This window comes from Streptomyces sp. ISL-1, from assembly GCF_018614585.1.
GTDB lineage: Bacteria > Actinomycetota > Actinomycetes > Streptomycetales > Streptomycetaceae > Streptomyces > Streptomyces maoxianensis.
Genome location: NZ_JAGGOI010000031.1, coordinates 72,497 through 91,296, shown reverse-complemented (window position 1 = coordinate 91,296; position 18,800 = coordinate 72,497). Strand labels below are relative to the sequence as shown.

Here is an 18,800-nt window from a genome sequence, read left to right as displayed (position 1 = left end):
CGCGAGTTCTTCCTGTTGCGCGTACCCCCCACCACACGCTCTGAGGATTCCCACGTGCGTAAGCTGTCTGTCAGACATGCCCTGTTGGCGGTTCTGGCCACCGTTTCCCTGCTCACCACCGGGTGTTCGGCCGAGACCGGGGCGTCCCCGGCTGCGGCCGGCGCCGATGCGCCGCGTTCCACCAGCGTCGCCGACCCCGCCCCCGACCCCACGCGGCAACTCGCCGTCGCCGGGACGCCCAAGGGGGAGCCGACCGGCGTCGCCCGTGCCGGCGAGGGCGGGAAGGCGAAGAAGTCGCCGCTCAAGGTCGCCTCCTACGACAGCAGTAGCCGACGGGCCGTCATATCCCTTAAGAAACAGGCTCCATCGGCGACCGCCTCCCCCGATGACGTCCCCGCCGTCGGGGACGTCATCGCCAGCGGGCCCGCGCCCGGGGCTCCCGACGGGCTGCTCGCCAAGGTCACCGGCGTTGCCGGGAAGACCCAGAAGGGCACCGAGGTCAAGACCGAACCGGCGACGCTCGGTGCGCTGCTCGGCGACGACAAAGCCGACGGGACCGTACCGGTCGATCCGGCGACCGTCGATGTCGAGCCGCTGGTCCAGGGCGTGAAGGTCTCCTGGGCCAAGACCGGGAACATTCATGTGGGCCCCCAGGGTGCGAAGTTGCCCCTGGGCAGCCTGCGGATCGATGTCGGAGGGTCGGTTCCGCTCCCTGTCACCGAGGGCGCTCCCGTGGCGGGGGCGGCGACGGTCGCGGGCTATGTGCAGCTCGCCCCCGAGGTCGAGTTCTCGTACGACGGGTCCTCCGCCCTCACCCCGGACTCCGCGTTCCTGGGCCTCACCGGTGACTGGACGTCACAGTGGCAGCTGAAGGGCAGGGCCGCGGCGGGCGGCAAGCCGGTGCGGATTCCCTTCGTCAAGCTTCACGCGGATCCCGTGATCCAGGTCGGGCCGGTGCCGGTCGTGGTGAACCTGGACCTCACGGCGTACGTCCAGGTGGCCGCGAACGGCACCGTCAGCGTCGACGTAAAGCAAGATCTCAAGGGCGGCTTCCGAATCGGCGGCAGCTACTCGAAGGCTGGTGGCTGGAAGCCCGTCAGCACCTCCGACATGACCAGTACCCCGGTGCAGGCGAAGGTCGCGGCGGCCGGCACGGTGAAGGCCGCCCTCGGCGCCGAGGCCACCGTCGGGCTGTACGGCGCGGTCGGCCTCACCGCGGATCTCGCCCCGTACGTACGAGGCGAAGCCACTGCCGCGGCCACGCCCGAGTCCCTCGCCGGTGGTTGGAAGATATACGGCGGGCTGGATCTGACGGGGTGGCTTCAGCTGCAGCTGTCCATCTTCGGCACGCCGGTCTTCGAGCACCGCATCCCCCTGGGCGCCCTGCACCGGGAATGGCTGCTGGCACAGGGCAAGGGCATCGTCGCCTGACGCCCCGGACCGGCAACGAAGAGCCCTGCCGGGGAATCCGGCAGGGCTCCTCACGGCTCGGGCTCCTGTGCTTGCGCAGGGGCGCAGTCCGGAAGGAGAACACCTGCACCCCTGGGCCCTTTACGCCGGCACCGCAGGCGCGTCGGCAGGACGCCACCACCACACGGCCACCGTGGATCACTCGGCTGTAAAACTCAGCCAGCCGGCCACCGCTTCGGCTATCGGCAGGCCCGTCTCCAACTCCACAAAGCCGAACTGACCTCCCTGGTTGCACTCCAGGAACCACCACGTCCCTTCCGAGTCCTCCGCGAAGTCGAAGGCGCCGTACGCCAGATTGGCGAGGTCCTTGTAGGCGGCAACGGCCCGCGTGATGCGAGCGGGCACCTCGACGGGTTCCCAGACGTGTCCCGTGTCTCCGTACCGTCCGTCCACCTGCCCCGGCTCCGAGACCTTCCGCGCGGCGAACTGCTCGTCACCGACACTGGTCAGCCGGACGTCGGCGCGCTTGGCGATATAGCGCTGCAGCAAGGTAGGACCGGCAGCGACACCGGCGAAGTCCGCATCCGGTGGCACCAATGTGGTGGGCAGCGCCATCGGCGGATCGCTGGGCGGCTTGCCCGACACGGTCTTCACCACAACGTGCCGGTACTGCTCCGCGAACTGGCGCGCGACCTGCGGATAGGTGGTGATGATCGTGGCCGGCACCGGGAAACCGCTCCGGTGCGCGAGACGAAGCTGCCATGGCTTTTGACGTGCCTTCGTCGCCGCGCCGGGATCGTTCATCCAGCGCGCATTCGTACAGTCCAGCATCCCGTACAACGCCTGCCCGCTTTCCGCGGACAGCCATGCGGACGGCTCGGCGGCGTGCGCCGCCGGCTCGTTGGGCCTGCGCATCCATATGGAACGCAGGCCACTCATACTCACGACACGCCCGCCCGCCGACAGATAGCCGCGGAACTCGCCCCGAACATACTCGGCCGACAGCGCGCCCTCACCGGGAAGGTCCCCCGGATCGAACCGCACCAGCGGAACGCCTCGTTCGTGCAACTGCGCCACCACCATGTCGGCGGTCACATCCTGCTCGGAAGTCAGGATCAGCACCGTCATCGCGTACGGTCGCTCAGTCGTCGAAGTGGGTCGCGGAACCGGCCTTCGATGTGGTGGTGCCGACTGCCGCCAGCAACGCCCTGTCCATGATGGCCGGACGCCCGTCGGTCAGAACGTTCAGCTGAAGGATAGGGTCGTACGAATACTGATCGATCACCGGTGACAGCTCAGCCGGACGCGCATAGTTCCACACAAAAGGTCTCATGCTTCTCTCCCTCCCCTACAGGGCTCCGCCCACAGCCCCACTCCATGCCACGTAAGTAACAGTACGTATCAGCGACGTAATGGTTTCATCACATACCGTCATAATTCGGAAGGCTGTGGGCGCCGGCCCGTGGCCAGATCCGGACAACTACGCGGCCAACCGCGCGAACACACCAGCTCGCGCGACTCGTTGACGTCTTTCTGACGTCTCCCTGACACTGAGTGAGACGCCAGAACGAGCCATCGGGTGCATTGGAAGACCGGGTGACCTGTGTCACCGCTCGGCGAGGTACACGTAAGCCCGTGTCCCGCGCTCACGCCTTCCGAAACGCCTGTCAAGCACGGCAGTTGTCCAGTCGGCCCGAGGGCTGTCAGACCAGCACAGCCGCTGCCGCGTCGAAGAGGATGTTCAACGCGGCGACGGCGTCCGGGTGACCGAGCCCCTCCGGGCGCCAGGACTCCTCGGCCAGCGAGTCCATGACGGCGAACGCGGTGGCGAACTCCACGCCCCGGTGCAGAGCCACGGCCGCCAGCGAGGCGGCCTCCATCTCCACGGTGAGCACGCCCTCGGCGCGGTAGTGAAGCACCTCTTCGCGGGTCTCACGGTAGGGAGCGTCGGTGGTCCAGGTTCCTCCGGCCACAACACCGTCGGCACGCTGCTCGACGGCTTCCAGCAGCCGTGCGGTCAATGCCGCGTCCGGGCGGACATATCGCTCGTCCGGCGGCAGGTAGTGGTAGGAGACGCCCTCGTCCCGTACAGCTCGATCGCAGACCACGAGGTCGCCGATGGCCTGGGCAGGATGCAGTCCGCCCGCTCCGCCGATGCTGACGATCCGTCGCGCACCGGCTCCCACCATCTCCTCCATGGCGGTAGCGGCTGCCGGCCCTCCGATGCCGAATCCACCCGCGAGGGCCACCCTGCCACCGGGCACCTTGACGTCATGGACGTTCAAGTAGCCAGGACCGACGTGGCGTTCACTCGCCTCGTGGCGTTCCAGGATCTGCCGCATCAGCTTGACGCTGTAGACCAGCACGGCTCCCTCGGACATGGAGGTTCCGTCCGGAGACTTCGCTTCTCGCAACCGGCCCAGAAAGTCGGCCGGCTGGAACAAGGCGGTCAACTCGTGCTTTCCGGGAAAGTTCGGCATCGGCATCCGCCCGAGTCTGCTGATCTGCCGACGGGCCGTCAATACCGTGAGAAGCGTCAGCGGGACCGCTCGCATTGCCCGTCCTGGGCCGGTTCGCATGAGCAGGCCGGGAGCGCGTTCCGAGGAGGGCGGCGTCCGGGAGAGGTACCGCGGCGTGGCGCACGCCGCAAAAGTGCCGATCACGCCCCCGGATGGGGCAGCATCCTTGGCCTCGGGCCCCCCACGATCGAGCGTTGCCCGGCACCCACCCCCCTGGAGTCCTGATGGAGCTGCAACTGGCAGGCAAGGCGGCCGTCGTCACCGGCGCGAGCAAGGGAATCGGCCTGGCGATCACGCAGGCGCTCGCGGCCGAAGGCGTCAGCGTGGCCGCGGGCGCCCGCACTCTCACCGACCCCCTGGCCGAACTCACGGCCGACTCCGAGGTCCGCCCCGTACTCGTGGACCTCACCACTCCCGACGGCCCCGCCCAGCTCGTCGACGAGGCAGTCTCCCTCTTCGGTGGGCTGGACATCCTCGTCAACAACGTCGGCGCCGTACGCCCGCGTCTCGGCGGCTCCCTGTCCGTCAGCGACGACGACTGGTCCTGGAGCCTGACGATCAATTTCCTCGCAGCTGTCCGCACCACCCGAGCGGCCCTGCCCCATCTGACCGACCGTGGGACCGGCGCCATCGTGACCGTCAGCTCGGTCAACGCCTTCCTGCCGGAGCCGTCCATCATCGACTACTCCGCGAGCAAGGCGGCCCTGACCAACTACTGCAAAGCCCTGTCCAAGGAGTTCGGACCGCGCGGAGTGCGGGTCAACACCGTCAGCCCGGGACCAGTCGAAACAGCCATGTGGCTCGGCGACGAGGGCGTCGCCGCCACAGTCGCGCAGCACAGCGGCAGCACGCCCGAAGCCGTCACGCAGCAAGCGGCGACCCAGTCGGTCACCGGCCGGTTCACCCGCCCGCAGGAAGTAGCCGACCTCGTCCTGCTGCTGGCCAGCGACCGCGCGGGGAACATCACCGGCTCGGACTTCGTCATCGACGGCGGCCTCATCACCACCCTCTGAACCACCCTCCGAAACCGCGCTTCCGGCTCATCCGCCTCTGTTCTCGTGATGGGTGAGGTTCACACCGGTGCGTGGGTCGAAAACGTGGATCCTCGATGTGTCCACCCACAGCTCGGCCCGGCTTCCCTCGCGGATCCGCGTTGCGGTATTGAGCCGGACGACGACCTGGTGGCCGCTGGCGCCCGTCTCGCTGAGGCCGGAGTCGGCGGCCAGCTCCTCCAGTTCCGAGGTGGCGGTCGGCTGCCAGTCCTCCTCGGTGAAGTAGGCGTATACGTCCGAACCCAGAGACTCCACTACGTCTACGGTGGTGGAGAAGGTGTTGCCCGGCCGACCCGGATCGACCAGTGCGGGGTCCTCGAAGGCTTCGGGCCGCAGGCCCACGATGAGGTCCCGTGGGGCGTTCTGCCGCTCCAGGCTCTGGCGTACGTCGGCGGCCAGGGGGATGTCGCCGACGATGGTGCGCAGCGTGTTCTCCTCCAGGGTGGCGTGGAGGAAGTTCATGGCGGGTGAGCCGATGAACCCGGCGACGAACAGGTTGCGTGGCTCGTCGTAGAGGTACTGCGGGGTGCCGACCTGTTGAACGACACCGCTGCGCATGACGACAACGCGGTCCCCGAGCGTCATCGCTTCGGTCTGGTCATGGGTGACGTAGACAGTGGTGGTGCCCAGCCGCTGCTGGAGGCGGGAGATCTGGGTGCGCATCTGTACCCGGAGCTTGGCATCCAGGTTGGACAGCGGCTCGTCCATCAAGAACGCCTTGGGATCGCGGACAATGGCGCGGCCCATGGCGACGCGCTGGCGCTGGCCACCGGAGAGGTTCGCGGGCTTACGGTCCAGATGAACCGTCAGATCGAGGATGCGGGCGGCCTCCTCCACCTTGCTCCTGATGGTGGTCTTGTCCACCTTGGCCAGGCGCAGTGCGAAGCCCATGTTCTCCCGCACTGTCATGTGCGGATAGAGGGCGTAACTCTGGAAGACCATGGCGATGTCGCGGTCCTTGGGGGCCTTGTCGTTGACGACCTGGTCGTCGATGCGCAGGGTGCCGTCGGTGATGTCCTCGAGCCCGGCGATCATGTTGAGCGTGGTGGACTTGCCGCAACCGGAGGGCCCGACGAGGATGACGAACTCCCCGTCGCCGACTGTGAGGTCGACGTCCCGCACGGCCAGGGCGCCGTCGGGAAACCTTTTGGTGATGCCCTCGAGAACGATCTCGGCCACGGTCGGTGCTCCTTGTCCTGACGATCGGCTGCTGCCGGTCAGCCCTTGACGGCCCCGGACGTCAGTCCGGCGACGATGCGCCGCTGGAACAGCAGCACGAAGACGATGATCGGAATGGTGATCACCACCGCGGCGGCGGCGATCGAACCGGTGGGCTGCTGGAACTGACTGCTCCCGGTGAAGAAGGCGATCGCCGCCGGCACTGTGCGGGCCCGCGTTGTCGAGGTCAGGGAGATCGCGAACAGGAAGTCGTTCCAGCAGAAGATGAAGACGAGGATCGCGGTGGTGAACACGCCCGGCGCGGCCAGCGGCGCGATCACCAGCCGGAAGGCCTGGGCGGGCGTGGCCCCGTCGACCTTGGCCGCCTTCTCCAGATCCCACGGGATTTCCCGGAAGAACGCCGAGAGGGTGTAGATCGCGAGCGGGAGCGAGAAGGTCATGTACGGGATGATCAGCCCCGGCCAGGTGTCGAAGATCCCAAGGATCCGCTCGATGTTGAACAGCGGGGACACCAGGGAGATCGGCGGGAACATCGCGATCAGCAGGGACATGCCGATCAGCACTTTCTTGCCGGGGAAGCGCAGCCTCGCCACGGCGTAGGCGGCCATGGTGCCCAGCACGACGGCGATCACTGTGGCGATCAGGGCGATACCGATCGAGTTGATCAGGGCACGGGTGAACTCCGAGGTCTCGAAGATGCCGCGGTAGTTCTCCAGCGTCCATTTCTCCGGCACGAAGTTTCCGTCGGTCAGGGTGCTGGGGTCCTTGAAAGACAGGGCCGCGATCCACCAGACCGGGAACAGGGCGTAGGCGATCACGACAGTGTTGGTGAGGGCCCAGCCGGTGAGGTGTCGCTCGCCTGCGCCGGCCATCAGCGTCCCGCCTCCTGTGAGCCGGGGGCGGCAGCCCCGAAGAGTTTGATGAAGGCGAAGGCGATCAGCCCGACGCAAAGGAAGATGAGCACGGAGATCGCCGATCCGATGCCGAGGTTGAGCGCGGTGAACAGGTTGTCGTAGCCGAGGATCGACACCGAGCCGGTGCCATGAGCGCCCGAGGTCAGCACATAGATGTTGTCGAAGACCCGGAAGGCGTCCAGGGTGCGGAACAGCAGGGCAACGAGGATGGCCGGCTTCATCAGCGGCACCGTGACCAGCCTGAAACGCTGCCAGGCGGACGCACCGTCGACCATGGCGGCGCGCAGTGTCTCCTCGGGCACCAGAGCCAGCCCGGCCAGCAGGAGAAGTGCCATGAAGGGGGTGGTCTTCCAGACCTCGGCGAGGATGATCAGCCCGATGGCCGGCCACTGCTCGGTCAGCGGGGCTTCCCCGGACGGCAGGAGTGCGGCGAGGTAGCCGGTGTCCGGCGTCCAGGCGTACTGCCAGGAATAGGCGGCGACCACGGTCACGATGCCGTAGGGAACCAGGATCGCGGTACGCACGCTCCCCCGGCCGAAGATGGCGCGGTGCATGACCAGGGCGAGCGCGAAGCCGAGGACGAGTTCCACGGCCACGGAGACGACGGTGATCAGCAGGGTGACCCAGAACGCCTCCCACCAGAACTCGGAGGAGAGCACGGCCGCGTAGTTGCTCAGGCCAACGAAGCTCGCCTGGTTCGGGAAGCGCAGGTCGTAGCGTTGCAGGGACAGATAGATCGCGTAGCCGATGGGGTAGGCCGTGACGGCGAGCATGACGACCACCGCGGGCGCGCACAGCAGCAGACCCAGCCGCCGCTCCTGTCGTGCTCCCTCGGACAGTGCCGCGGTCCTGCCGGGCGCCACGCCTGGTGCCGTCGACGTAGCGGGGGTCGGAGTGTTCACGGGATCAGCCCCTTGGACTGGAGGGCGTCCTCGATCTGGCTGCCGATGTTCTCGATGTCGCTGCGGGGCTTGATCGCCGAGGGCGGGGAGAGCGTGTGCGAGATCGCGATGGACACATTCTGGTAGGCGGGTGTCTGGGGGCGGACGCTGGCGTTCTCCAGGGCCGAGAGCACTTCGGAGGCGAACGGGTAGTTCTTGACGAATGTCTTGTCGGTGTAGAGCGCGCGCAGAGTGGGCGGCAGTCCGCCCTTGAGCGCCGCGGTCATCTGGTTCTGGCGATTGCGCAGGCACAGCGCGGCCTCGAACGCGAGGTCGGGGTGGCGCGAGTAGGCGCCGACGGCGAGGTCGATGCCGCCGATCGTGGGCTTCGAGAGCCGGCCCGGATCCACGCCGGGGTACGGCGCCCAGCGGAAACTCTTGAACAACTCGGGCCTGTTCGCCTTCATCGACGGATAGACGAACGGGTAGTTGAGCTCGAAAGCGGCAGTGCCCGACTCCATGGCCAGCCGGTTCTGGTCCTCCATCTGGTTGGACAGGGAGGGGTCCGCGGCGGGTGAGGTGGCCAAGTCGCGCATGATCGTGGCCGCTTGGACCGCGGGCGGGCCGAGCGAGGGTGCTGTGGCCGCGGCGTTGAGGATGGAGCCGCCCGCGCTCTCCACGAGCGTGTTGAACCAGACCGTCAGCCCCTCGTACTGGGCGCCCTGAATCTCGACATAGTGGGGCTTGCCCGCCTTGGCGAGGTCGCGTGCCATGTCCAGCATCTCGGCCCATGTCTTGGGGGGCTTGGGCACGAGGTCGCCGCGGTACCACAGCAACTGGGTATTGGTGTTGTACGGGACGGCGTACAGCTTGCCCTTCCACGTCGCCGTTCGCAGTGGCACCTCGAGGGTGCCCTCGGTGGCGCTGCGCCGGTTGCCGCCTGTCCAGGGCAGGATCCATTTGGCCTCGGCGAACTCCGCGGCCCAGGTGACGTCGAGACCCAGGATGTCGAGGGCGGGGTCGTGCGCGGCGAGCCGGCGGACGAGTTGCTGACGCTGGCCGTCCGCGCCGCGCGGAAGTTTGTTGTACGCGATGCGGTAGCGCCCGTCCGAGGCGCGGGTGCAGCTGCTCGCCGCGTCGGCCAGGGCGCCCGAGTCGTCGGGGAAGTTGTACCAGTTCAGGCTGACCGGGCCGCCGGCGGATTCGCTGGAGCCGCAGGACAGCAGCCCGGCCAGCAGAGGCAGCACGGTGAGGCAGCGCAGCCGCCGCGGGGCGCCACGACCGGCGGGTCGTGGCGGCGCTTCGCCGCGGGCCCGTGCCGGGCGGGCCTGTCGGTTCGTGTGCCCCACCGTTCACCTCCCGGACCGGCGCTCACCGGGTGGCTGGTCACCGCGCGCTGCGCCTCCGTCCCGGGGAACGTAACCGCTCCCCTGCCGCTGTCGGCGCAACGCCTCGTGTAGGAGACGGGTGATCCCCCGGATGGCTTGCCCCACCGAGAGCCGGCCACGGCGGCCGGACGCGCCAGGCACTCGGGCACTCGGGCACTCGGGCAGTCAGGCCTGGGCGATGTCCAGCTCATCGTCCGCGTACCGCTTGCGGAGCGCCCGCTTGTCGAACTTCCCCACGCTCGTCTTCGGCACAGATGTGACGAACGCCCAGCGCTCCGGCAGTTGCCACCTCGCGACCGACTCTCCCAGGAACGCCTTGAGCGACCCGCCGTCCACGGTCGAGCCCTCCTTCAGGACCACAATCGCGAGAGGCCGCTCGTCCCACCTCTCGTCCGGTACGGCAATGACCGCGGCCTCCACCACCTCCGGGTGCCCCATCAGCGCGTTCTCCAGTTCGACGGACGAGATCCACTCACCGCCGGACTTGATGACGTCCTTCGCCCGGTCGGTCAGCGTCAAAAAGCCGTCCGGGCTGATGACTCCGACGTCCCCGGTCTTCAGCCAGCCGTCGTCGCTGAACTTGTCCGCGGGCCTGGAGTGCTCGCTCACCGCGCCGCCGTAGTACGCGCCGGCGATCCACGGCCCGCGTACCTCCAGCTCACCCTGGGAGGTCCCGTCCCAGGGCAGGATCCGGCCCGTGGGTCCGGCCAGGCGCGCCTCCACGCCGGCCGTGAAGCGGCCCTGGCTGATGCGGTACGGCCACTCCTGTTCTGCCGTGCAGCCCGCCGGCGGGTGGGCCATCGTGCCGAGCGGGGACGTCTCGGTCATGCCCCATGCCTGACAGAGGCGGACACCGAGCTTGTCGTAAGCCTCCATGAGGGAAGGCGGGCAGGCGGCGCCGCCTATCGTGACGGTCCTCAGGCAGGAGATGTCGCGTGGGTCGGAGGTGAGCTCGGCGAGCAGACCCTGCCAGATGGTGGGGACCGCGGCGGCGTGCGTGGGACGCTCCCGGTCGATCATCTCCACGAGGGGGCCCGGCTGGAGGAATCTGTCCGGCATCAGCATGCCGGCGCCTGTCATGAAGGCCGCGTGCGGCAGGCCCCAGGCGTTGACATGGAACTGCGGGACCACGACGAGGGCCGTGTCCCGGTCCGTCAGCCCCATCGACTCGCTCGCGTTGACCTGCATCGAGTGCAGATAGATGGAGCGGTGGGAGTAGACGACGCCCTTGGGGTCGCCGGTGGTGCCGGAGGTGTAGCAGAGGGCGGCGGCCATGTTCTCCTCCAGCTCAGGCCAGTCGTACGTGGTCGGCTGCCCGGCGAGCAACTCCTCGTACTCGTGCACCTGAGCCTGCGCGCCGGCCAGTGGCGTACGGTCGCCGGGGCCGGAGACCACGATGTGCTCGACCGTCGGCAGCTGCGGCAGCAGCGGGGCCAGCAACGGCAGCAGCGAACCGTTGACGATCACGACCCGGTCGGCGGCATGGTTGACGATCCAGACCAACTGGCCGGCGGGCAGCCGCAGGTTGAGCGTGTGGAGCACCGCGCCCATGGAGGGGATCGCGAAGTACGCCTCCACGTGCTCGGCGTTGTTCCACATCAGCGTGGCGACGCGCTGGCTATTGCCGACGCCGAGCTCGTCGCGCAGGGCGCCGGCCAGCCTGGCGGCGCGCCGGCCGATCTCGCGGAAGCTGCGGCGCAGCGGCTCCGCCTCGCCGGTCCAGGTCGTCACCGATGAGTTTGAGTGCACGGTCATCCCGTGCGTCAGGATGCGGGTCACGGTCAGTGGTACGTACTGCATCGTGCTGAGCACAGCGTCCTCCAGGAGGCGTTCGGCGTGGGGGAAGGGATGATCTGCCGGTCCGGTCAGGCCAGTTGGGCGGCGAGGCCGGCCGCCTCTTCGGCGCAGCCCCACGAGAGCGTGAAACCGGAGCCGCCGTGACCGTAGTTGTGGATGATCCGCGTGCCCGGGTCGTGGCGGAACTGCGGCAGACGGCTCGACTCCCGCATCTTGAACAGTTCGCGGGCGTCCTCGTGAACCGGCCGTCGGAAGTAGAAGACGGCTGGCCTGGTGCGGATTCCGGTGTTCGGGTCTTCGCTCAGCTCCGTGAACGTCCGATGGGAGACCATGCACCATTTCCTGGAACGGTCCAGGGACGTGCTGTCGTTGTGGCGTCCGCACCCGGCCGGCGGCCACTGCCACAGTGCGCCGGCACCGGCGCCGGCGGACGCGATGCCCGGCGCGTACCGCTCGGCGACGACGGTCACCGCGAAGCTCTCGCGGCGCAGGCACAGCGCGGTGGTCAGACCGCTGACCCCGGCGCCGATCACCAGGGCTCTGCCGGCCGCCCGTCCCGATGCGGGGCTCATCCTCATTGTCGGTCTCCACCGCGTGGGTCGGGGATTGGGGTCCGGCAAGGAAACCGCGATGTACGGCCGGTGCGGCTGGGCAGCCGCACAGGATCGGGCAGGCCCGCGTGTGCACCGCCCCACCCGTCGCACTGGTTCCTCACCGACGTCCCAACGCCCGCGCGGCGCGCGGTGGGCGAGGCGGCGGGGCCCGGGACGGCGGCCCCGGACCGACATGAGGGTCGGGGGCGAGGCAATGCCCGGGGCGCTGGTCGGCCGCACAGAGGTCACGGCATCGCAGGTGCCCGGGCCTGCCTGACGCCCTTCAGGAGCGCGCCGGGCCCGCTCCGTTCACCGGAGCCGGGCGGGCAACGGGCTGCGAACCGGGCAGCAGCGTCAGCGTCAGCAGTCCCAGATAGCTGGCGAGGAGAAAGCGGTGGTCCTCCAGGGACCACCCGCTGAGGTTCTCGATCCGGCGCAGCCGGTTGAGGATCGTGTTCCGGTGGCAGTAGAGGCGCTGCGCCGAGCGCGCGGCGGAGCGGCCACTGTCGTACCAGACGGCAAGGGTGCGCAGGAGCATGTCGCGCTCGTCGTCCGGGAGATCGAACAGCGGGCCGAGCGCGCGCTCGGCGAGCCGCGCGGCCAGAGCGGGGCTGGAGATGACCAGTGCCTCGGGAAGGCGTTCGGCGATCCACGCCACCTCGGTGCTGCCGCGGGCGATCGTCTGTACGGCGATCTCCGCCGAGCGGAAGGCCTCCGGAATCTCGTGCAGCGCGTCAAAGGGGTCGGACACCCCGATTCTGCCGACCGGGTTGCGGCGCAGGGCACTCATGAGGCGCGGCACGGTGGAGTTCCCCAGCGCCACCATGCCTATCTCGCAGTCCCCCCGAATCCGCCAGGCCGCCGTATACGAGTACGCCGCGCAGGCGTCCCGGGTGGCGCTCAGTGTGTGCTGGGCCGCGATGTCGAATGTGGCGACGACGATCGCGTACGGTCCGCGGGGAGGAAGGCCGAGCGTGGTGAGCGCCTCGTCCGCCAAGTCGGAGTCGGCCCCGCGGCCCTCCAGCAGGGCGTCGAAAGTGGCCTGCTGACGCTGGGCGTCGCGGCGCTGGAGCTCGGCCTCCGCGCGGCGGTAGCCGTCCACCACGCCCTCGGAGTGATGGTCCATCTCCTTCATCACGGCGGACGTCACTTCGAGGAATGCGGCGAGCTCCTCGTACGGCCTGCCCCGGACCTCGGCGAGCATCGCGCTCAGTACGAGCTCCGTGGCGAGCCGGTAGGCGCGCAGCACGGCTTCGAGCGGAACGCCCTGCTGGGCGCGGCGGCGGCCCGTCGTGCGCGCCACCGACAGCTCCTCGTCCTCGGGCCGTTCGACCCCGGCAAGCGATTCGAGGACCATCCGCACATTGGCCGCGACCGACTGCGTGAGCAACTCCAGCGGCACCGCGCCCCCGGCTTGGTACGTCGGTTCCTGAACCACGATCATCCGGACGATCTCCGAACTGAGACCCGGGAGTTGGTCCAGTACGCGCGTGGCGACGGCACGCAGCACGACGCTCGAATCGGCAGGCATATGGGGGGAGAGTAGCGAACCGTATCCAGCGCGTGAACGGCACGAGTCGATCTCATCACCGGAACGGAACACGCGCCGAACGGCAGGACAACAGCACCTGCACAATCGGGGAGCGCGTCACGCTCTGCGCCCGGCCAGAACCGGCCCGCGAACCCCGCAATTACGTTGAGCGCCTCAAGTCCATCCGACCAGAAGGCGAGTCATGCGGGACCACTCAACGCTGGGGACGCCAACGCTGCGCGCGGATCAGGCGCTGCCGCCGGAGCACGGCGAATCCGGTGCTGTGGTGGCTCGGCCCGATGCGCCGGTGCAGCCGCGCGCACGCCGGGCAGTCGGTACGCCGGCCCGGCACACTCGGATCGCGGCGGCAGGTGACCTGTCGTCGGCTCGCGACATCCTCGGTGACGCGGCAGCCGACGCCCAGCGCCAGGGAATGTGGACACTGGAGTCTCAACTGCTCTCGGACATCGCTCGGTTGGGTGATCCCGCAAGCGTCGCCAACCGGCTCACGGAGCTGGCCAAACTGTGCGACGGCCAGTTCGTGGCCGCGCGTGCCGAGCATGCGTCAGCACTGACCGAACACGACCCTGGGCGGCTGGCGGACGTGTCCGCCCGTCTGGAAGCTCTGGGCACGCCGCTGCTTGCGGCCGAGGCCGCCACCGCCGCGGCAGAGGCCTATCAGGGCCTGGGGGGAGTCCGTGCGGCCACCGCCATGTCCTTCCGGGCATCCAACCTGGCGGCGCAGTGCGAGGGGGCACGGACCCCCGGACTGGTCCGAGTGGACTCGGCGATTCCGCTGACCCGGCGCGAATTCGACGTTGCCCTGCTGGCCTCGCGGGGTATGGCGAGCAGGGAGATCGCGGAGCGACTGGTCCTTTCTCCCCGGACCGTGAACAACCACCTGCAGCGGGCCTACACCAAGCTCGGTGTGACGTCTCGCACCGAACTCGCCGAGGCCATGGGGCCCCCGGACGGTGACAGCCGGTGGAGGGGGCCGCCCTCTGACCGTTGTGGTGGCGCCTGCCGAGAGCGGCACCCGCGTAGCGGCGTCGACGACGCGCGACGGCCCAGCCGCACGGTCTGCGGTGCCGCCTGCCGCAACCACCGCCCTCCGGGACCCGCGGGGGGCGCGCGACGCATGGCTGAAAAGACATGGCGCGCTTCTGTTCCCCTCTTGCGTGGCCTATGCCATGGCACGCGCTCTCCCTAGCATGGTCGCTTCAACAACCTGATCTCGACAGACGCGGGTGAGGACTGGATGCAAGGCGAGTCGTTGCGCCCAAGCGCCATTGACACGAACGTGCCGAGCGTGGCACGCATGTATGACTACTTTCTGGGGGGCGACGACAACTACCAGTCAGATCGCGAGGCATGCGAGCAGTTGCTGAAGCAGGTGCCCAGCACCAAGGTGCTGGCGGTCAACAACCGCCGCTTCCTGCAGCGTGTGGTGCGACTGCTGGCCAGTGAGTACGGCGTGCGGCAGTTCATCGACCACGGCTCCGGCCTTCCCACCCAGGACAACGTCCACCAGGTCGCCCAGGCCATTGACCCCGCCTCGAAGGTGGTCTACGTCGACAGCGACCCCATCGTGCTGGCGCACGGTCGAGCGCTGCTGGACGAGAATGACCGCACGGCGGTCATACAGGCCGACATGCGGGACACCGATGGCATCTTCGGCCACGAGGAGACGACGAGACTGATTGATTTCAGTCAACCTGTCGCGGCTCTCTTCGTATCGGTACTGCACTGCATCCCCGACGAGGACGACCCGGCCGGCCTCGTCCGGCGCGTCGCGGAGCGCCTGGTGCCGGGCAGTTTCCTCGTCGTGTGCCAGCTCGTCAGCGACCGGCCGGAGATCCGGAAGTTCGTCACCGACTTCATGGCCGAGGCCACCGGCGGCAACTGGGGCAGAGTGCGCGAGGAGCGCGAAGTCGCCGAATACTTCACCGGTCTGGAGATTCTCGAACCCGGCCTGGTGGAGGTTTCGACCTGGCGACCGGACAGCGATCTGGCCCCGACCCAGCTGACCGACGAATGGATCGAGTGGGGCGGCCTCGCCCGGATCGGCTGACGCCGAACGCTCGCCTTCGGCCAGGTGCGGCCCGGGTACAGCGCCCTCGCGGCGCCGTACCCGGGCCGCCGCCGTTTCGCGTCAGCAGGCGAGAAGACGCTTGCGCAGCACCGCGAGTGATTCCGCGGGCGTGAGCGCACATGCTCCCAGGCGGTCCAGCATGTTCCGGTACTCCTCGACGACCTGCGGCTTCTGAGTGAACGTCGAGTCGGTCAGATGCTCGATGTATACGGCATCCTTGAGATCGCTCAATGCGAAGCGCAGACAGGTCACGCCGGTGCCGACTCCGACCGCGGCTGTCACATCCAGCGGGGCGATCTGCAGAGTGACCCGGGGGCGCTCCATCATCTTGACGAGGTGCTCGAGCTGCGCGCGCATCACGTCCCGGCCGCCGACCGCCCGCAGCAGGACGGACTCGTCGATCACCGCCCACAGTCGCGGCGCGTCCGGCTGGTCGAGCTGCCGCTGCCGTTCCTGTCGCAGATCGACGCGTCGCATCACATCGTGCGCGAGGAGCTGGCCGGGTCCGGCCTGGACCACGGCGCGGGTGTACGCGGGGGTCTGCAGCAGCCCGGGCACGTAGAACGGCTCGTACGTGCGGATGCGTTCGGCCGCTCCTTCCAGAGCGACCAGCGGGGTCAGGAAGTCGGACAGGACGTCACTGAAGGAGTGCCACCAGTCGGTCCGGCGGGACTGGTCCACCAGGTGGAGGAACTCAGCGATGCACTCTTCGCCGTCCACCCCGTAGAGCCTCAGAAGAGCCAGGGCATCGGCGGACTTGCAGCCGTGCCGTCCCAGCTCGATTCGGCTGGTCTTCGACCGCGAGAACCCAAGGCGGCTGTCGACGTCCACGGGGTCGAGCCCGGCGGCAAGGCGCAGCTCGCGCAATTTGGCGCCGAGGATCAGCTTCAGCGCGGTCGGGTTCTTCTCCACCGCCCCCAGCGGTCGTACGAACAACGACACATTCGGGTCGGCTGCAGCCATCGGGCGCTCCTGCGGACACTTGGGAGACGCCAGTATCCACCACTGCCACTTCGTAGGTGTGGAACTTGACGTTCCTACAACGTTTTTCAGCCGATGACAGAGTCGAAGTCGCCATTCCTGGCGCCCGCCACGAACGCCGCAATCTCATCCCGCGTATAGATCAGCGCCGGCCCCTGCGGGTCACGGGAGTTACGAATCGCCACATGCCCACCAGGCAGCTCCGCCATCTCCACACAGTTCCCTGTCGCGTTGCTATGACTGCTCTTGGTCCACTTCGCCGAGCTCAGCGCACTCGCCTGCATGCCGTTGAAGAAACATTCCACTGCAACAGCCCCTCATCGTTCGCACGTTCGTTCGCCTCAGCACCTCAACGAATGCAATCCCAGGTGCAATTGCATTCTCGGGCAGTGCTAGACCATACTCGTTTCACGACGGCTGCCACAGCGTCGAAGTCCCAAGCCCCCAGGGGGACATGACCAGTGACCACCCACCTGTCAGCCTCGCTGAGCACGAGCACCGGGCGCGGAGGCCGGTTCTGCGGTGCAGAGCCTGGCGCGGAACCGTTGCCCGGATTACCCCGTTCAGGCGAGCCGGAATGGGGACTGGTCCAGGGCAACAGCCCGGTCGGATTCGCCGCTTGCGGCCTGGACGGACAGCTCCGAAACGCTCCCCAGGCACGCCACTTCGTCGCAGCGACCCTCAGCGGGTGGGCGCTGGAGAGTCTCGTTCCTGACGCCGCGGTGGTCGTGAGCGAACTTGTCACCAACGCCGTCCAGCACGCGCTGGACCCCGCATCGCCGGACGACGGGGACTACCCCGTCTGGCTCGGCATCTTCCTGCACCCGGGCGACCTTGTCTGCGCGGTCACCGACCCCAGCTCCGATCCCCCGCGTCCGCGCGACGCCGACGCCTCCGCAGTCGGCGGCCGGGGCCTCAAACTCATCAGTGCACTGAGCGGGACCTGGTCGTGGTCACTGACACTGCCACGGGGCAAGACGGTCTGGGCGACGCTCCCCCTTTGCCCGCGGGCCACCTGACGCGGACCCAGCCCGGCCGAAGGCCGTCCGCTTCCTGGACGCCGCCGCCCCGCCGGGGAGGGAGCGGCAGGTAGCCACGGCATCCGGCCCAGGTGCCTTCGGGCGAATATCGCGCCGGCTGCGTGGCACGAAGGGCCCCCGGTGGTACGAGCTTGTGGATGTCCATGCCTTCGGATCCGCGACCCAGGGACCCGGGTCCCGGCGCGCCCTCCGCCGGGCGCCGGCAGCGGATCCGCACGGCGTCGCGTCAGGCGCTGCGCAGCATCACCCGCCCTCCGGCCGGGAAACCGGGCCCCCGGCACCCGCCGGGCCACCCCCGCCCCGGCGGCGAACTGCGGGTGTTGCCCGCTCTGCAGACGGCTGCCGCCTACGCCTGGCGAATCCTCGTGGTGGGCGCCCTCGTGTACACCGTCTTCTCGGTGCTGGGGCGGCTCCACGACCTCGCCGTGGCGGTCTTCCTCGGCATGGTCATCACCGCGATGCTCCGGCCGGTGACCGACCTCCTGGGGCGCGTCCTGCCCCGACCGCTCGCCGTCGCCATGTCCCTGCTCGGCAGCATCTTCCTCATCTTGGGCATCCTGGCTCTGGTCGGCGGCGTGGTGGCGGGAGAGTGGGCCGGGCTGGAACTGGAGTTCAAAGCAGGCGTCGGCAGGATCCAGCGCTGGCTCGCGGAGCCGCCGTTCCGGCTCCACCCCGAGGCTCTCACCGACATCCAGTCCCGGGTCGGGCAGTTCCTGTCCAGCCACCGGACCACCCTCATCAGTAAGGCGCTCAGCGGGGCCGGCCGGCTGGTGGAAGTCCTGACCGTGCTCGCCCTGGCCCTGTTCTGCTCGGTCTTCTTCATCCACTCCGGCGACCGGCAGTGGGGCTGGTTCCTGGCCCAGCTTCCGCCGGCCGCCCGGGTTCGGGTGTCGACCGCGGGCAGCGCGGCCTGGCGGACCTTCACCGGCTACACCCACGGCATCGTCCTTGTGGCCGCGACCAACGCGTTCCTGGTCGGCGTGGCCCTCTTCGCTCTCGGCGTGCCGCTCGCCGTCCCACTGGCATTGCTGGAGTTCTTCGCCGCCTTCATTCCGCTGATCGGCTCACCCATTGCCCTGGCGGTCGCCGCCGTTGTGGCCCTTGCCGCCAAGGGCCCGCTGATCGCGGCCCTGGTCGTCGCGCTCATCGTGGTCATCGGACAGATCGAAGGCCATGTGCTGCACCCGATCGTGATGAGCTGGGCCGTCCGGCTGCACCCGGTGGTGGTCGCGCTCTCGGTCATCGGCGGGGCCATCACGGCCGGAGTGCTGGGCGCGGTGGTAGCCGTACCGCTGGTGTCCGTCCTCTGGTCGGCCTATCAGGCGCTGCGCCGGGCACGCGAACCGGTTCCGCTGCAGACCCCGGTCGCCGACCGAGGGACGGGCTGGTAGTCCCCTGACGAACCGTCGCCGCCGGCGCGCGC

Annotated in this window: 18 protein-coding genes; 6 read left to right on the top strand and 12 right to left on the bottom strand. The window is 68.8% G+C overall.

Features of this window, described 5'->3' with window-relative positions; translation table 11 throughout:
• Positions 1–54 precede the first annotated feature (54 nt).
• Positions 55–1,431 carry a hypothetical protein gene (locus J7E87_RS21845; protein WP_215096172.1) on the top strand — a complete coding sequence of 459 codons (1,377 nt, stop codon included), beginning with the start codon at positions 55–57 and terminating at the stop codon, positions 1,429–1,431.
• Between the two features lie 177 nt (positions 1,432–1,608).
• On the opposite strand, the gene tgmB is transcribed toward J7E87_RS21845, so the two are convergent.
• The 3 genes from tgmB to J7E87_RS21830 form a co-directional block, all read right to left on the bottom strand.
• Positions 1,609–2,538 carry an ATP-grasp ribosomal peptide maturase gene (tgmB, locus tag J7E87_RS21840; protein WP_215096171.1) on the bottom strand — a complete coding sequence of 310 codons (930 nt, stop codon included), beginning with the start codon at positions 2,536–2,538 and terminating at the stop codon, positions 1,609–1,611.
• A gap of 13 nt (positions 2,539–2,551) precedes the next feature.
• Entirely contained in the window at positions 2,552–2,743 is a 192-nt protein-coding gene (gene tgmA / locus J7E87_RS21835; protein ID WP_215096170.1) for a putative ATP-grasp-modified RiPP, read from the bottom strand.
• 370 nt (positions 2,744–3,113) lie between these two features.
• Positions 3,114–3,896 (bottom strand): nucleoside phosphorylase, encoded by a 783-nt coding sequence (locus J7E87_RS21830; protein WP_215096169.1) that lies wholly within the window; start codon positions 3,894–3,896, stop codon positions 3,114–3,116.
• Between the two features lie 257 nt (positions 3,897–4,153).
• On the opposite strand from J7E87_RS21830, the gene J7E87_RS21825 reads away from it, so the two are divergent.
• Complete coding sequence (locus tag J7E87_RS21825) at positions 4,154–4,942, top strand: oxidoreductase (RefSeq protein ID WP_215096168.1); 789 nt, start codon at positions 4,154–4,156, stop codon at positions 4,940–4,942.
• A gap of 27 nt (positions 4,943–4,969) precedes the next feature.
• On the opposite strand, the gene J7E87_RS21820 is transcribed toward J7E87_RS21825, so the two are convergent.
• The 7 genes from J7E87_RS21820 to J7E87_RS21790 all read right to left on the bottom strand — a co-directional run bounded on the left by J7E87_RS21820 (position 4,970) and on the right by J7E87_RS21790 (position 13,264).
• Positions 4,970–6,160: an ABC transporter ATP-binding protein gene (locus J7E87_RS21820; RefSeq protein ID WP_215096167.1), complete on the bottom strand. Its 1,191-nt coding sequence runs from the start codon at positions 6,158–6,160 to the stop codon at positions 4,970–4,972.
• Between the two features lie 38 nt (positions 6,161–6,198).
• Positions 6,199–7,032 (bottom strand): carbohydrate ABC transporter permease, encoded by an 834-nt coding sequence (locus J7E87_RS21815; RefSeq protein WP_215096166.1) that lies wholly within the window; start codon positions 7,030–7,032, stop codon positions 6,199–6,201.
• Positions 7,032–7,976, bottom strand: coding sequence for a carbohydrate ABC transporter permease (locus J7E87_RS21810; protein WP_374195209.1), 945 nt, complete (start codon positions 7,974–7,976; stop codon positions 7,032–7,034). The genes J7E87_RS21815 and J7E87_RS21810 overlap by 1 nt, the downstream gene beginning before the upstream one ends.
• Entirely contained in the window at positions 7,973–9,304 is a 1,332-nt protein-coding gene (locus J7E87_RS21805; RefSeq protein ID WP_308313004.1) for an ABC transporter substrate-binding protein, read from the bottom strand. The genes J7E87_RS21810 and J7E87_RS21805 overlap by 4 nt, the downstream gene beginning before the upstream one ends.
• A gap of 204 nt (positions 9,305–9,508) precedes the next feature.
• On the bottom strand, positions 9,509–11,155 hold the full coding sequence (locus J7E87_RS21800; RefSeq protein WP_215096165.1) for a long-chain fatty acid--CoA ligase: 1,647 nt from the start codon (positions 11,153–11,155) through the stop codon (positions 9,509–9,511).
• Between the two features lie 53 nt (positions 11,156–11,208).
• Entirely contained in the window at positions 11,209–11,712 is a 504-nt protein-coding gene (locus J7E87_RS35255; protein ID WP_215096164.1) for an FAD-dependent oxidoreductase, read from the bottom strand.
• Positions 11,713–12,016: 304 nt separating this feature from the next.
• A complete protein-coding gene (locus J7E87_RS21790) occupies positions 12,017–13,264 on the bottom strand; it encodes a CdaR family transcriptional regulator (protein ID WP_215096163.1) in 1,248 nt (415 codons plus the stop codon).
• A 202-nt stretch (positions 13,265–13,466) separates the two neighbouring features.
• Between J7E87_RS21790 and J7E87_RS21785 the strand changes: the two genes are divergently transcribed.
• A complete protein-coding gene (locus J7E87_RS21785) occupies positions 13,467–14,474 on the top strand; it encodes a helix-turn-helix transcriptional regulator (RefSeq protein WP_215096162.1) in 1,008 nt (335 codons plus the stop codon).
• Positions 14,475–14,522: 48 nt separating this feature from the next.
• Entirely contained in the window at positions 14,523–15,335 is an 813-nt protein-coding gene (locus J7E87_RS21780; RefSeq protein ID WP_215096161.1) for an SAM-dependent methyltransferase, read from the top strand.
• 81 nt (positions 15,336–15,416) lie between these two features.
• Here J7E87_RS21780 and J7E87_RS21775 read toward each other — a convergent pair whose 3' ends face one another.
• The gene (locus J7E87_RS21775; RefSeq protein ID WP_215096160.1) at positions 15,417–16,319 is read right to left on the bottom strand and encodes a helix-turn-helix transcriptional regulator; all 903 of its coding nucleotides are present in this window, start codon (positions 16,317–16,319) and stop codon (positions 15,417–15,419) included.
• A gap of 86 nt (positions 16,320–16,405) precedes the next feature.
• Complete coding sequence (locus J7E87_RS21770) at positions 16,406–16,621, bottom strand: DUF397 domain-containing protein (RefSeq protein ID WP_251017830.1); 216 nt, start codon at positions 16,619–16,621, stop codon at positions 16,406–16,408.
• Positions 16,622–16,798: 177 nt separating this feature from the next.
• Here J7E87_RS21770 and J7E87_RS21765 point away from each other — a divergent pair, with 177 nt between their 5' ends.
• Together J7E87_RS21765 and J7E87_RS21760 are read left to right on the top strand one after the other, a co-directional pair.
• Positions 16,799–17,356, top strand: coding sequence for an ATP-binding protein (locus tag J7E87_RS21765; RefSeq protein ID WP_215096158.1), 558 nt, complete (start codon positions 16,799–16,801; stop codon positions 17,354–17,356).
• Between the two features lie 164 nt (positions 17,357–17,520).
• Positions 17,521–18,768: an AI-2E family transporter gene (locus J7E87_RS21760; RefSeq protein WP_215096376.1), complete on the top strand. Its 1,248-nt coding sequence runs from the start codon at positions 17,521–17,523 to the stop codon at positions 18,766–18,768.
• Positions 18,769–18,800 lie beyond the last annotated feature (32 nt).